Below are 16159 nucleotides of genomic sequence, written 5' to 3'. Positions count from 1 at the left end.
GGGACAACGGAGTGCAGTGGTGATGTCGGAGCGCTATCGCCCTTCTTGGCTGATTGTCGGTACCTGGCGGTAGATTGGTTCGGTGTTCATCAGCGAATCTCGAAACGAGGCCGATCCGTGGCCGGTGGGTGTGGTCGGGCCCATGTAACAAGATCGGCCCGACGGACGGATAGGTCCTATGAACATTTTTGTCTGATTGCAATCGAAGTGAGCCCCGAATGCCGGACGCCACGCTCGGATGAGGTGAGCGTCGGCATCGGTGTGCCATCGGGGAGCGCTGCGTGGCGTTCCGGAAGCGAGGTTACGGGTTGGACCGGCTGGATTTCGGCGGAAACGGCGAAGCTGGCGGCGAGGTAACGCCCGCGGCAGTATCCGGGGATCAACTGTTCCCGCTGTCGCCGGCGCAGCTCGGAATCTGGTATGCCCAGCACCTGGACCCCCAGGTGCCGATCACGATCGCCCAATACGTCGACCTGGACGGTGACGTCGACGTCGAGGTGCTCTCGCGCGCCAGCCTGGATGCGTCCCACGAGCTGGGCTCCGGTTTCGTGCGCATCGTCGAACGCGACGGCGAGCCGCTGCAGTACGTCGACCACACCCTCGGCGACACCGACGGCGTCGAGCACATCGATCTGCGCGATGCCGCCGATCCGGAAGCGGCCGCGCACGAGTGGATGCGCGCCGACTACGGCCGCCCGCTGAACATCATCACCGACCGCCTGGTCCGCTCGGCCGCGCTGCAGCTCAGCGACGACCGCTGGTTCTGGTACTCGCGTGCCCATCACATCGTGCTCGACGGCTTCGGCGCGGTGAACCAGGTCAACCGGATCGCCGAGCGCTACACCGCCTATCGCAACGGCGTCGAGCCCGCCGCGTTGAAGGCCTCCGACCTGCGCGACCTGGTCGAATCCGAATTCGCCTACCGCGACAGCACCCGCTTCGAGAGCGACAAGCAGTACTGGGCCGAGCGGGTGGCCGGTCTGGAGGAGGGCACCAGCCTCACCGGCCGCAATGCCGCCCCGGCCCCGCTGAACGACGTGGTCGGCGCCGCTCTGTCCGACGATCGCAACGACCTGCTCGCCGAAGCCGTTCGTCGCCACGACTCCTCGCCGGCCGCCCTGCTGATCGCGGGTTTCGCCGCCTATCTGGCGCAGTGGACCGACGCCGAGGACGTCATTCTGAGCCTTCCGGTCACCGCGCGCACCACCGCGGTGATGCGGCGTTCCGGTGGCGCCACCTCGAACATCGTCCCGCTGCGCCTGCGCGTCGGCCACGACACCACCGTCACCGACCTGCTGAAGTCGGTGCAGGTGGAGGTGTCGGGTGCGCTGCGTCACCAGCGGTACCGGCACGAGGACATTCGCCGTGACAGCGCCGCCGCCGGCCGGGAATCGGGCAGCGGCGACGGAGTGGTGACCAAGGAGTTCTTCGGCCCCTGGGTCAACATCATGTTGTTCCAGGACGAGCTGGTACTCGGCAGCACGCCGGGCCGCTTGCATGTGCTCTCCACCGGTTCCATCGAGGATCTCGGCGTCAACTTCTATCAGACCGAGGGCGGCGCGCGGTCCCGGATCGACTTCGAGACCAACCCGAACCTCTACACCGAAGACGAAGCGCGCCACCATCATTCGCGCTTCCTCGAATTCTTCGACCGGTTCCTGCAGGCGGCTCCGCAGGAGCGGCTGTGGGGTCTGCCGATCACCACGGCCGTCGAGCGGGCCGAAACCGTCACCGGCTGGAACCGCTCCGTCCACGAGGTGCCGACCACCACGCTGCCGGCCCTGCTGGACGCCGCGATCGCGCGCACGCCCGACCGGACCGCCATCGACTTCCAGGGGCAGACGCTGACCTACGCCGAATTCGGCGCCCGGGTCAACCGCCTGGCGCGGACCCTGATCGCCGACGGTGTGGGCCCGGAATCGCTGGTGGCACTGGGCATGCGGCGTTCGCTGGATCTGGTCGTCGGCATGCACGCGGTGCTGAAGGCCGGTGGCGCGTACGTGCCGATCGATCCGGATCATCCGGCCGAGCGCACCGCCTATATCCTCGACAGCGCGGGCCCGGTGTGCGTGCTGACCAGCTCCACCGACGAGGTGGACCTGCCGGATTCGGTGCGGCAGGTGCAGATCGACACGCTCGACACCACCGGTGTGTCCGATGCGCCGATCACCGACGCCGACCGGCTCGCGCCGCTGCGCGCGGACAACACCGCCTACGTCATCTACACCTCCGGTTCGACCGGCCGGCCCAAGGGCGTCGCGGTCACCCACCACGCCATCGTCAATCAGCAGCTGTGGATGCTGCACGAATACGGCCTGACCGAGGCCGACGTCTATCTGCAGAAGACCGCCACCACCTTCGACGTCTCGCTGTGGGGTTACTTCCTGCCGCTGATGGTCGGCGCGAAACTGGTGGTCGCCGATCCGGACGGGCATCGCGATCCGGTCTACGTCGCGCAGATGATCGAGCGGCACGCGGTGACCGTCACCGACTTCGTGCCGTCGATGCTGACGGTTTTCGCCTCGCACGCCAGCGCGGGTCGATGTGATTCGCTGCGTGCGGTTTTCGTCATCGGTGAGGCGCTGCCGCCGGAGACCGCCGCGATGTTCCGGGCGATCAACCCGGACGCCGGCCTGCACAACCTCTACGGCCCCACCGAGGCTGCGGTCTCGGTGACCTACTGGGAGGCCACCGCCGCCGACGCCACCACGGTCCCGATCGGTATCCCGGAATGGAATGTCGATGTCTACGTGCTGGATTCGCGGTTGCGTCCGGCCGCGATCGGCGCCCCGGGTGAGCTGTATCTGGGTGGACGGCAGCTGGCCCGTGGCTACCGCGGCCGGCCCGATCTGACCTCGGATCGGTTCGTCGCCAATCCCTTCTCGAGCACCGGCGAGCGCATGTACCGCACCGGTGACCTGGTGCGCTGGGGCCGGCAGGCCGACGGGACCGGTGTGCTGGAGTACATCGGCCGTACCGACTTCCAGGTCAAGTTCCGCGGCCAGCGCATCGAGCTCGGCGAGATCGAAACCGATCTGCTCGCCCATCCGGCGGTCAGCCAGGCCGTCGTCCTGGTGGTCGACACCGCGACCGGTCAGCAGCTGGTCGCGTATGTCGTTCCGGCGCCGGGATATTCGATCGATTCGGCGGATCTCACCCGGTTCGTGGCCGAGAAGCTGCCCAGCTACATGGTGCCCGCCGCGATCATGGTGCTGGACGCGTTCCCGCTCAACACCTCCGGCAAGCTGGATCGCAAAGCGCTGCCCGAACCCGTTTTCAGCGCCGATGCGACCGGTTACCGCGCCCCCCGCACGCAGGCCGAGGAGATCGTCGCCGGCGTCTTCGCCGACGTACTGAGCCAGCCCCGGGTCGGCGTGGACGACAACTTCTTCGACCTCGGCGGCAACTCGCTGGTGGCGACCCAGGTCGTCGCGCGCATCTCCGCCGCCTTCGGCGTGCAGCTGGGTGTGCGCGCGCTGTTCGAGACGCCCACCGTGGCGGGTATCGCGGCCCGGGCCGACGCCGCGGCCGAACACGGCGCCGACGGCGAATTCGCGGCGCGTCCGCCGCTGGTCGCGCAGCATCGCCCGGACCGGGTTCCGCTGTCGCTGGCACAGCAGCGGATGTGGTTCATCAACCAGTTCGACCCCGCCGCACCCACCTACAACCTGCCCTTCGTGGTGCGGCTGAGCGGCACCGTCGACATCGACGCGCTGCAGACCGCGCTGCGCGACGTGGTGGAGCGGCAGGAATCGCTGCGCACCATCTTCCCCGAGTCCGGCGCGGGCGGCTATCAGTTCGTTATTCCGGCCGAACAGGTCGACCTGGGTATCGAGGTGGAGCCGATCGACGCGGCGGATCTGCACGATGCGCTGGCGGCCTTCGCGTCCGCCGGATTCGATGTGTCTCGGGAACTGCCGATCCGGGTGCGGATATTCGAGATCTCCGCCGGCCGCGACAACGGAACGCGGGACTTCGCGGTCGCTTTCGTCGTTCACCACATCGCCGCGGACGGATTCTCCTTCGGTCCCCTGGCCCGCGACGTCGCGGCCGCATATCTGGCCCGTGCGGCCGGCTCGGCCCCCGCGTGGTCACCGCTTCCGGTCCAGTACCAGGACTACAGCCTCTGGCAGCGGGAACTGCTCGGTTCGGAGGCCGATCCGGATTCCATCGCCGCCCGCGAAATCGGGTATTGGCGAGAAGCTTTGGCCGGTCTGCCGGATCAGCTGGAATTGCCCGCCGATCGCCCGCGGCCGCCGGTGCAGAGCTTCCGCGGCCGCCGGGTCGATTTCGCCATCGACGCCGAATTGCATGGGCAATTGGTCGAACTGGCGCGTGCCCACGGCGTCAGCTTGTTCATGGTCATGCACGCCTCGTTGGCCGTTCTGCTGGCCCGGTTGTCGGGTACCAGCGATATCGCTGTCGGCACGCCGGTCGCCGGTCGCGGTGAACAGGCGCTCGACGACCTGATCGGCATGTTCGTCAACACGCTGGTGCTGCGTTCCGAGGTCGAGGGCAGCATCGCGTTCAGCGAATTCCTGGCGCAGACCCGGGAAGTCGACCTCGCCGGATTCGCGCACGTCAACGTGCCGTTCGAACGACTGGTCGAGGTGCTGAACCCGACCCGCTCGCAGGCGCGGCATCCGTTGTTCCAGGTGATGCTGTCGTTCCAGGAGATGTCGCACGCCACGTTGGAACTGCCCGGATTGTCGGTGACCGCCGACGAACTGGACGTCGACATCGCCAAATTCGACCTGCAGTGGACCATCACCGAGGAGCGTTCCGGCTCCGGTGCGCCCGCCGGGATGGTTGCGGAGGTCTCCTACGCCACCGATCTGTTCGACGCGCCGACCGTCGCCGAATTCACCGAACGCTATCTGCGGATCCTGAAATCTGTTGCCGCGCACCCGGATACGGCGGTGCGTGAGATCGATCTGCTCGACGATGCCGAACGGGTCACGGTGCTCTCGGGCTGGAACGAGACCGCGCACGGAGTTTCGGCTCCGACGGTGCTGGATCTGTTCGCCGAGCAGGTACGGCAGCGGCCCGACGAGCTCGCCGTGTTGTTCGACGGCGGCATGCGCGAGGACGGCGGGGAGCCGATCGAGCTCACCTACGCCGAATTCGACGCGCGCGTCAATCGTTTGGCTCGCAAACTGATCGACCTCGGCGTGGGACCGGAGTCACTGGTCGGCGTCGGTATCCGGCGTTCGGTGGATATGCTCGTCGCGATCTACGCGGTGATGACCGCCGGTGGTGGTTATGTGCCCCTCGACCCCGACCATCCGGCCGAGCGCACCGACTACGTGCTGGCCTCCTCGGGCCCGGTCTGCCTGCTGACGACCATCGACGACGGGGTCGCCGCGAGCGACATCCCGGTGATCGCGGTCGACACCGTCGACCTGGACGACTATCCGCCGACCCCGGTCGGCGATGCCGATCGACTCGCCCCGCTGCGGGCGAGCAATACCGCATACGTGCTCTACACCTCCGGCTCCACCGGCCGTCCGAAGGGTGTCGCGGTCGCACATGCCGCCGTGGTGAACCAGATCGCCTGGATCACCGCGCAATACCGCATGGGGCCGGCCGATGTGGTGCTGCAGAAGACCCCGGTGACCTTCGACGTGTCGGTCTGGGAGTTGTTCGGCACGCTGGCGGTCGGTGCGAAGATGCTCATCGCGGCACCGGACGGGCATCGCGATCCGGTGTATCTGTCGGAGATCATCGGTCGTCATCGGGTCACCATGACGTCGTTCGTGCCGTCGATGCTGTCGGTCTTCGTCGGTGCCGCGGTTCCGGCCGAATGTGCCTCGCTGCGTGCCGTTCTCGTCGCCGGAGAGGCGCTGCCGCCGGCGACGGTGACCGCGTTCCGGCAGTTCTCCACCGCCGCGCTGCACAACCTGTACGGCCCGACCGAATTCACCGTGCACGCGACCGCATGGCACCTGGACACCGTCGCCCCCGCCACGGTGCCCATCGGCCGCCCGGTGTGGAACACGCGCGCCTACGTACTCGACCAGGGTCTGTCTCCCGTTCCGGTCGGGGTGCCCGGTGAGCTGTACCTCGGCGGGGTGCAGGTCGCGCGCGGCTATCACGGCCGCCCCGACCTGACCGCCGATCGATTCGTAGCCGACCCGTTCGGCCCGCCCGGATCACGGCTGTACCGCACCGGTGACCTGGTCCGCTGGACCGAACCGGACGCACCCGAGGTCGGCCGCGCGGGCGTGCTGGAATACATCGGCCGCACCGACTTCCAGGTGAAGTTCCGCGGTCAGCGCATCGAACTCGGGGAGATCGAGGCCGCGCTCACCGAGCATCCGGCGGTCAACCAGGCCGTGGTTCTCGTTCTGGACACCGTCGCCGGTGATCAGCTCGTCGGTTACGCGGTCACCCCGGCCGGGCCGGTCGACATCGACAACATCAAGGCGTCGCTGCACCGGCGGCTGCCGGCGTACATGGTGCCCTCGGCGATCGTGGTGCTCGACGCGCTGCCGCTGAACCCGTCCGGCAAGCTGGACCGCAAAGCGTTGCCCGCGCCGGTTTTCGAGGTGCGCGAATTCCGCACTCCGGCAACGCCGATCGAGGAGATCGTCGCCCAGACCTTCGGCGAGGTTCTGGGCGTGGCCCGGGTGGGCGCGGACGACGACTTCTTCGACCTCGGCGGCAATTCGCTGATCGCCACCCAGGTGGCCTCGCGCTTGGGCAACGCGCTCGACACCCGCGTCCCGTTGCGCATGCTGTTCGAGGCGAGCACCGTGGCCGCGCTGGCCGCGCGAGTGGAATCGCATGCGGGCGACGGTGCGCGCAAGTCGCTGGTGGCACGGGAGCGCCCCGAACAGGTGCCGTTGTCGCTCGCACAGCAGCGGCTGTGGTTCCTCAACCGCTACGACACCTCCTCGGCGGTCAACAACATCCCGGTCGCCATGCGGCTGTCGGGTGAACTGGACGTGGCCGCGCTGCAGGTCGCGGTCATCGACGTGATCGACCGCCACGAATCGCTGCGCACGGTGTTCCCGGAGACCGGCAGTGCGCCGGTGCAGGTGGTGCTCGACGCCGCGCAGATCGTGCCGGACCTGACCCCGGTGCCGGTGACCGAGCACAATCTCATCGACCACCTGGTCGAACTGGCCTCCATGTCGTTCGACGTGACCAACGAAGTGCCGTTGCACGCCCGGCTCTTCGAGATCAGCGAGACCGAGTACGTGCTCGGCATGGTGGTGCACCACATCTCCGCCGACGGCTGGTCGATGCATCCGCTGGCCCGCGACGTGATGGTCGCCTACGCCGCGCGCACCAACTGGGAGCAGCCGGCCTGGACCGAACTGCCGGTGCAGTACGCCGACTACGCGCTGTGGCAGCGCGAGGTGCTGGGTTCCGAGGACGATCCGAACTCGTTGATCTCCAACCAGATTCGGTACTGGACCCGCGAACTCGCCGATCTGCCCGACGAACTGGTGCTGCCCGCCGACCGGCCGCGCCCGGCGGTCGCGACGTATCGCGGTGGCACCTATTCGTTCGTCATCTCGCCGGAAACCCAGCGGCGACTGGCCGACCTCGGCCGCAGGTACAACGCCTCGCCGTTCATGGTGGTGCACGGCGCGCTGGCGATCCTGCTGGCGCGGCTGTCGGGTACCTCCGATATCGCGATCGGCACCCCGGTCGCCGGGCGCGGTGAGGCCGCGCTCGACGATCTGATCGGCATGTTCGTCAACACGCTGGTGTTGCGCACGAACGTCGACGGCGCAATGACCTTCGCCGAACTGCTGGCCCAGGCCCGCAATACCGATCTGCAGGCCTTCGCCCATGCCGACGTGCCGTTCGAGCGGCTGGTCGAGGTGCTCAACCCGGCCCGTTCGCAGGCCCGGCATCCGCTGTTCCAGGTGATGCTGGCCTTCCAGAACATCCGCCACGCCAGCCTGGAGCTGCCCGGCCTGTCGGTCAACGGCATCGACTACGACGCCCGGCTGGCGAAATTCGACCTGCAGCTCACCCTGCAGGAGGCGCCGGACGCCGAAGGGGCGGCGGCGGGCATGTCCGCCGAGTTCTCCTATGCGCTCGACCTTTTCGACGAGCCGACGATCGCCGGATTCGCCAAGCGCCTGGACCGGGTGCTGGCCGCGGTGGTGGCCGATCCGGACCGCCCCATCGGTGACATCGCGCTGATCGACGCGCTCGAGGCCGATCGGGAACTGCGCGAGTGGAACTACACCTCGCGCGAGATCGGTTCCGCGACACTGCTTCCCGAGCTGTTCGCCGAGGCCGCCCGCACCCACGCGGATGCGGTCGCGGTGGTGGACCGCGAGGCCGGTGAAACCCTGACCTACGCCGAATTCGGGGCCCGCGTGCGCCGGTTGGCGCGGCGGTTGGTCGAGGCGGGCGTGGGCCCCGAGGCGCGGGTGGCGCTGGGACTGCGGCGTTCGACGGACCTGGTGGTCGCCATGTACGCGGTGCTCGAGGCCGGTGGCGGCTATGTGCCGCTGGACCTGGATCAGCCCGCCGACCGCATCGGCTACGTCCTCGACACCGCCGAACCGGTCTGCGTACTGACCACCTCGGCGAACGCGGCCGACGTCGAGGCCGGTGACCGTACGGTCCTGTGCCTGGACGAGCTCGACCTCGCGGACTACTCCGACGAGCCGCTGACCGATGCGGACCGTCTCGCCCCGCTGCGTCCGTCGAATCCGGCGTACACGATCTTCACCTCCGGCTCGACCGGCCGCCCGAAGGGCGTGACCGTCCCGCATTCCGCGGTGGTGAACCAGATCCGCTGGATCACCGGCGAATACGGCATCGGCGCCGACGATGTCGTGCTGTTCAAGACGCCCGCCACCTTCGACGTCTCGGTGTGGGAGTTGTTCGCCCCGCTGTCGGTCGGTGGCCGGATGGTCGTGGCCACCCCCGACGGGCATCGCGATCCGCGCTATCTCGCCGATGTGATCGCCGCCGAACAGGTCACCACGACCTCGTTCGTGCCCTCGATGCTCACCGTCTTCTCCGGTGCGGTCGACAGTTCCGCGCTGGCGTCGCTGCGGGCGTTGTTCGTCGCCGGTGAGGCCTTCACCTCCGATGCCGTCGAGGCGTTCCGCCGGGTCGGCACGGCACAGCTGTACAACCTGTACGGTCCCACCGAATTCACCGTGCACGCCACCCACGCCGGGGTGGCCGACGGCGTCCGCGGCGCGGTGCCGATCGGTTTGCCGGTGTGGAACGCGCAGGCCTACGTGCTGGACGCGCGACTGCATCCGGTGCCGCCGGGTGTCGCGGGTGAGCTGTATCTGGCCGGCGATCAGCTGGCCCGCGGTTATCTCGGCCGTGCCGACCTGACCGCCGACCGCTTCGTCGCGAATCCGTTCGCCGACTACGGCTCCCGGATGTACCGCACCGGTGACCTGGTGCGCCGCGGCGCCGACGGTGCGATCGTGTACCTGGGCCGCACCGACTTCCAGGTGAAGGTGCGCGGTCTGCGCATCGAGCTCGGGGAGATCGAATCCGCCCTCGTCGCACACGAATCCGTGGCCCAGGCGGTCGCGGTGGTGCGTTCGGACGCGCGCCTGGGCGATCAGCTCGTCGCCTACGTGGTGCCGGCCGGCGGCGTGGTGGACCTCGAGGTGCTGCGCGCACATCTGGCGCAGTTGCTGCCGTCGTACATGATTCCGTCCGCGATCGTCACGCTCGACGCGATGCCGCTGAACCCGAACGGCAAATTGGACCGGCGCGCGCTGCCGGAGCCGGTGTTCGCGGCCCGCGAATTCCGGGCGCCGTCCACGCCGGTCGAGGAGATCGTCGCGGCGACCTTCGCCGACGTACTCGGCCTGGACACCAGCGAGCGTCCGGTCGGTGTGGACGACGACTTCTTCGATCTGGGCGGCAACTCGCTGATCGCCACCCAGGTGGTGGCGCGGCTGAGCGCCGCGCTGAACGCCGAGGTCGGCGTGCGCACGGTCTTCGAGGCACCCACCGTGGCCGGCTTGGCCGCGCGCGTCGAATCCCAGGTGGGATCCGGTGTGCGCCAGGCGCTGACGCCTCGCACGCGCCCGGAGTTCCCGCCGCTCTCGCTGGCACAGCAGCGGATGTGGTTCCTCAACCGCTTCGACACCGATTCGGCGACCAACAACATCCCGGCCGCGGTGCGGCTGACCGGCGAACTCGATATCGACGCGCTGCGTACCGCGATCGCGGACGTGGTGGCCCGGCACGAATCGCTGCGCACGATCTACCCCTCCCACGAGGGCCTGGCCTACCAGCAGATCCTGCCCTCGACCCGCGCCGTGCCCGACCTCGACGTGGTCGATACGACCGAGGCGGATCTGCTCGACGCGCTGACCGAATTCGTCGGCCGCGGTTTCGACGTGACCGCGGTGCCGCCGACCCGGTTGCGGCTGTACCGCCTCGGCGAGGCCGATCATGTGCTGGTCGTGGTGGTCCACCACATCGCCACCGACGGCTTCTCGATGACGCCGCTGGTGCGCGATCTGATGACCGCCTACCTGGCCCGCACCGCGGGATCGGAGCCCGGCTGGGCGCCGCTGCCCGTGCAGTACGCGGATTACGCGCTGTGGCAACGGGAATCGCTCGGCTCGGAGGACGATCCGCGGTCGGTCATCTCCGAACAACTCGGTTACTGGCACAACGCGCTCAACGGCCTGCCCGACGAATTGCGGCTGTCGACCCGCCCGCGGCCGGCCGTGGCCACCTACGAGGCCGGGACCTACCGCTTCCGGGTGCCGGGTGAGCTCGTCGACGGGCTGAGCCGGGTCGCCCAGGGACAGCAGAGCACGCTGTTCATGGTGGTGCACGGCGCCTTCGCCGCGTTGCTGGCGCGGTTGAGCGGCACCGACGACATCGCTGTCGGTATTCCGGTCGCCGGTCGCGGTGAGCGAGCCCTCGACGACCTGGTCGGCATGTTCGTCAACACCCTGGTCCTGCGCGCTCAGGTCGACCCGGGCGCGCGGTTCACCGAACTGCTGGCCCAGGTCCGCGAGCGCGACCTGTCGGCCTTCGCCCACGCCGACGTGCCGTTCGAGCGCCTGGTCGAGGTGCTCAACCCGGCCCGTTCGCAGGCCCGGCACCCGCTGTTCCAGGTGATGCTGTCCTTCCAGAACCTCGGCCGCACCGCTCTGGAACTGCCCGGACTGACGGTCGCCGAACTCGGAATCGACGCGCAGACGGCGAAATTCGACCTGCAGCTGACGTTGAGCGAGGGGCCGATCGGCGCCGGGGCCGCCGGCGGTACCGGTGCGGACGCCGCGATGGACGCCGAGCTGGTCTTCGCGACCGATCTGTTCGACGAGGCGTTCGCCGAATCGCTCGCCCGTCGCTTCCTGCGCGTGCTGCAGGCCGTGGCCGCCGATCCGTCGGTCGCCGTGGGCGCCCTGCCGATTCTCGACGCCACCGAACACGCTCTGGTGCTGCGGCATTGGAACGACACCGAATTCCCCATCGACGCCGCCCTGCCGACGGTGTCCGACGATGCCGCCGCGACGCTGGTCTCGCTGTTCGAGGCCCAGGTCGCGCGCACCCCGGACGCGACCGCGGTGATCTTCGAGGGGACGAGTCTGTCCTACGCCGAGTTCGCCGCCCGCGTGCGCCGGCTCGCCCGCTGGCTCGTCGACCAGGGGGTCGGACCCGAGTCGCTGGTCGCCCTCGGTATGCGACGCTCGATCGATCTGGTGGTCGGCATGTACGCCGTGGCCGCCGCCGGTGGCGCCTACGTGCCGCTGGATCCGGATCATCCGGCCGAGCGCACCGACTACATCCTCGACACCGCCCGCCCGGTCTGCGTCTTGACCTCGGGTGCCGGTCTGCGCGAAAACGTCTCCACCGCAAGCGATATCGCGCCCGAGGTGCGTATCGACCGGCTCGAGCTGTCCGGATATTCGGACGCGCCGCTCACCGATGCCGACCGGACCGCGCCGCTGCGTCCGGGCAATACCGCCTACGTGATCTTCACCTCCGGTTCCACCGGCCGCCCGAAGGGCGTGGCCGTTCCGCACACCGCGATCGTGAACCGCCTGGTGTGGATGCACGCCCAGTACGGCCTGGCCGCCGACGATGTGGTGCTGCAGAAGACCCCGGCCACCTTCGACGTGTCGGTGTGGGAGTTCTTCTGGCCCTTGCAGGTCGGCGCGCGCCTGGTGGTGGCCCGGCCGGACGGCCACCGCGATCCGGCCTATCTCGCCGAGGTCATCGTGCGCGAGGGCGTGACGGTCACCCACTTCGTGCCGTCGATGCTCGCGGTCTTCGTCGCCGAGCCGGCCGCGGCCGGATGCACCGGTCTGCGCAACGTCTTCGCCTCGGGTGAGGCGCTGCCCGGCACCACCGCGCAGCAGTTGCGCCGCCTGACCGGCGCTCGCCTGCACAATCTCTACGGCCCGACCGAAGCCGCGGTCGACGTCACCTATCACGAGGTCGTCGACGCGGACGGGGCGTCGGTGCCGATCGGTGCGCCGGTGTTCAACACCCAGGTCTACGTCCTGGACGCGCGGCTGCAGCCGGTTCCGGTGGGTGTCGCGGGTGAGCTGTATCTCGCGGGCGCCCAGCTGGCGCGCGGATATGTGGCCCGGCCGGATCTGTCCGCGGACCGCTTCGTGGCCAATCCCTTCGGCGGCGGTGCGCGCATGTACCGCACCGGCGACCTGGTGGTCTGGACCGAGGCCGGTGAGCTCGAGTATCTGGGCCGCACCGACTTCCAGGTGAAGGTGCGCGGTCTGCGCATCGAGCTGGGTGAGATCGAATCCGCGCTGACCGCCGTCGCATCGGTGGGTCAGGCCGTGGTGGTGGTGCGCTCCGAGGATCGCACGGGCGACCAGCTGGTCGCCTACCTGATCGCCGCGCCGGGCGCCGAGATCGCGGTGGACGACGTGAAATCCGCACTGGCCGAACAACTTCCGGCGTACATGGTGCCGGCGGCCTTCGTGGTGCTCGACAGCTTCCCGCTCAACGCCTCCGGCAAGTTGGATCGCAAGGCGCTGCCGGCGCCGACGTTCGCGGCCAAGGTGTTCCGCGCGCCCAGCACCTCGGTGGAACAGTCCGTCGCCGATGTGATCGCCGAGATTCTCGGCCTGGACCGGGTGGGCCTGGACGACGACTTCTTCGAACTGGGCGGCAACTCGCTGCTCGCCACCCAGGTCGCGGCCCGGCTGGGCGCGGCGCTCGACACCGAGGTCGGGGTCCGCACCCTGTTCGAGGCCTCCACGGTGGCGGCCCTGGCCGCGCGCCTGGAAACCCAAGCGGGACAGGGCGGGCGGCTCGCGCTGACCGCGCAGCCGCGGCCCGAGCCCGTCGCGCTGCCGGACGGTGAGACCGCGCAGCTGGTGCCGCTCTCCCCGGCCCAGCAGCGGATGTGGTTCCTCAACCGGTTCGACAACCGCACCGCGGTGAACAACATCCCGGTCGCGATCCGGCTGACCGGCGCACTGGACCGCGAGGCCTTCGCCGCGGCCGTGCGTGACGTGGTCGCGCGGCACGAATCGCTGCGCACCGTGTACCCGGAGGTGGCCGGTGACGGTTACCAGCGGGTGCTGTCCGCGCGCGCCGCCGGTGTCGAACTCGCCGTCGAATCGGTGGACGCCGGCGAATTGCCCTCGCGCGTGGCGGAATTGGTCAACGTCTTCTTCGACGTGACCGCCGAGGTCCCGTTCCGGGCCACCCTGCTCGAGCTCGGCCCGCGCGACCACGTGGTCGTGCTGGTCATGCACCACATCGCCGGGGACGGCTTCTCGCTGCGCCCGCTGCTGCGCGATGTGGTCGCCGCCTACTCCGAGCGCTCGCGCGGCGAGGCCCCGCAGTGGGCGCCGCTGCCGGTGCAGTACGCCGACTACGCGCTGTGGCAGCGCGAGGTGCTCGGCGCCGAGGACGATCCGGAATCGGTCGCCGCCCGCCAGATCGCCTACTGGTCCGAGCAATTGCGCGATCTGCCCGAGCAGATCGAACTGCCGGCCGATCGTCCGCGCCCGGAGATCGCCACCAATGCCGGTGCGACACACGAGTTCTCGATCGACGCCGATCTGCACGCGCGGCTCACCGACTACGCGCGCGCCCACGGCGTGACGCTGTTCATGCTGATGCACGCGGCCCTGGCCACCTGGGCGGCGCGGTTGTCGGGCAGTACCGACATCGCCATCGGCACGCCGATCGCGGGCCGCGGTGAACGCGCGCTCGACGATCTGATCGGCATGTTCGTCAACACGTTGGTGCTGCGCACTCCGGTGCGCCCGGACGCGACGTTCGCCGAACTGCTCACCGAGGTGCGCCGGACCGACCTGGCGGCCTTCGCCAACGCCGACGTGCCGTTCGAGCGGCTGGTCGACGTGCTCAGCCCGGTGCGTTCCCAGGCGCATCACCCGCTGTTCCAGGTGGCGTTGACCTTCGAGGCCACCGGACAGCGCGACGCCACCACGGTCGCCCTGCCCGGCCTGGATCTCGCGGTCGTCGACGCCGATCCGGGAATGGCGAAATTCGATATCCAGCTGACCGTCGGCGACGCCGCCGACGGCGCCGGGCTGGCGCTGTCGTGGAACTACGCCACCGATCTGTTCGATCCCGAGACCGTCGCCGCTTTCTCCGACCGCCTGCTGCGGATCCTGCGCAGCGTCACCGAGGGCAGCTCCACCGCGGACAGTGTCACCGAGACCGCCGCCGCCACGGTGGTGGGCGATATCGATCTACTCGGCGAGGGCGAACGGCTGGACGTCTCGCAGCGCTGGGTCTCGGCGGGTGCGGACGGCGGCACCGGACGGTTCGCGGACCGGGCCGTGACGCTGTCGGATCTGTTCGACGCCGCGGTCGCCGAGCACGGCGACCGGGTGGCGGCGAAGTTCGGCGCCGATCAGCTCACCTACGAGGAGCTGGATCGGCGCGCGAACCAGTTGGCGCGCAGGCTGATCGCCGACGGCGCCGGCCCCGAGACATTGGTCGCGGTGGTGCTGCCGCGTTCGCTGGATCTGGTCGTGGCTCTGCTGGCGGTCGTGAAATCCGGCGCGGGTTATGTGCCGATCGATCCGAGCTATCCGGCCGAACGCATCGCCTACGTGCTCGCGGATTCGCGTCCGGCCGGGGTGATCGTGGACGGCAGCACCGAGGTGGAGCTGCCGGCCGGCCTGCCGACCGTCCTGATGGACGGATTCGGCGCGGAGACACCGGAATTGGTGGACGCGGGTGAGGGCCCGATCACCGATGCCGATCGCAACGCCCCGATGTCGGCGAGCAATATCGCCTACGTCATCTACACCTCCGGCTCGACCGGACGCCCCAAGGGCGTGGCGGTCGCGCACCGCAACGTCGTGCGGCTGTTCGCCAATACCGATCGCGAATTCGGCTTCGGCGCCGAGGACGTGTGGACGATGTTCCACTCCTTCGCCTTCGACTTCTCGGTGTGGGAGATCTGGGGCCCGCTGCTGTTCGGCGGCACGCTGGTCGTGGTCGACTACTACACCTCGCGCTCGCCCGAGCAGTTCCTGGAACTGCTGCGCCGCGAACGTGTGACGGTGCTCAACCAGACCCCGTCGGCGTTCTATCAGCTGGCCGAGGCCGATCGCCTGGCCGGTGGGCAGCCGCTGGCCCTGCGCTACGTGGTCTTCGGCGGTGAGGCGCTGGAGCTGCGCCGGCTCGCGGACTGGGTGGCCCGCCACGGCGACACCGCGCCGCGCCTGGTCAACATGTACGGCATCACCGAGACCACGGTGCATGTCTCGCACCGGGTGCTCGACACCGAAACCATCGCCGCGGCAACGGGTTCGGTGGTCGGCCGGGCCATCGCCGGACTGCGGGTGTACGTCCTCGACGACCGGCTGCATCCGGTTCCGGTCGGCGTCGCCGGCGAGATGTATGTCGCCGGTCCGCAATTGGCGCGCGGCTACCTGGGCCGCCCGGATCTGACCGCCGCCCGCTTCGTCGCCGATCCGCTGGGCGAGCCCGGCACGCTGCTGTACCGCTCCGGTGACGTGGCGCGCTGGAACCGCTTCGGGGAACTGGAATATCTGGGCCGCGCCGACGACCAGGTCAAGGTGCGTGGCTTCCGCATCGAACTCGGCGAGATCGAGGCCGCGGTGCTGGCACAGCCCGGGATCGCGCAGGCCGCCGTCGTCGTGCGCGAGGATCAGCCGGGCGACCAGCGCATCGTCGCCTATGTGGTGCCCCCGGCCGGTCGGACCGAACCGGC

General features: G+C 69.3%; 1 protein-coding gene (only partly in view). It reads left to right on the top strand.

Translation table 11 applies throughout. The annotated features are described in order from the left end of the window. Positions 1-308: 308 nt before the first annotated feature. Positions 309-16159 carry part of the coding region annotated (locus tag NN2_RS21595) for a non-ribosomal peptide synthase/polyketide synthase (protein ID WP_063015714.1) on the top strand (this coding region is incomplete at its 3' end). The annotated region continues 18106 nt past the right edge of the window, so 15851 of the 33957 annotated nt are shown.

The organism is Nocardia nova NBRC 15556, from assembly GCF_001613005.1.
GTDB classification, from domain to species: Bacteria; Actinomycetota; Actinomycetes; order Mycobacteriales; family Mycobacteriaceae; genus Nocardia; species Nocardia nova.
Note: the sequence above shows the minus strand (reverse complement) of the source record. Positions and strands in the feature narration are given on the sequence as shown.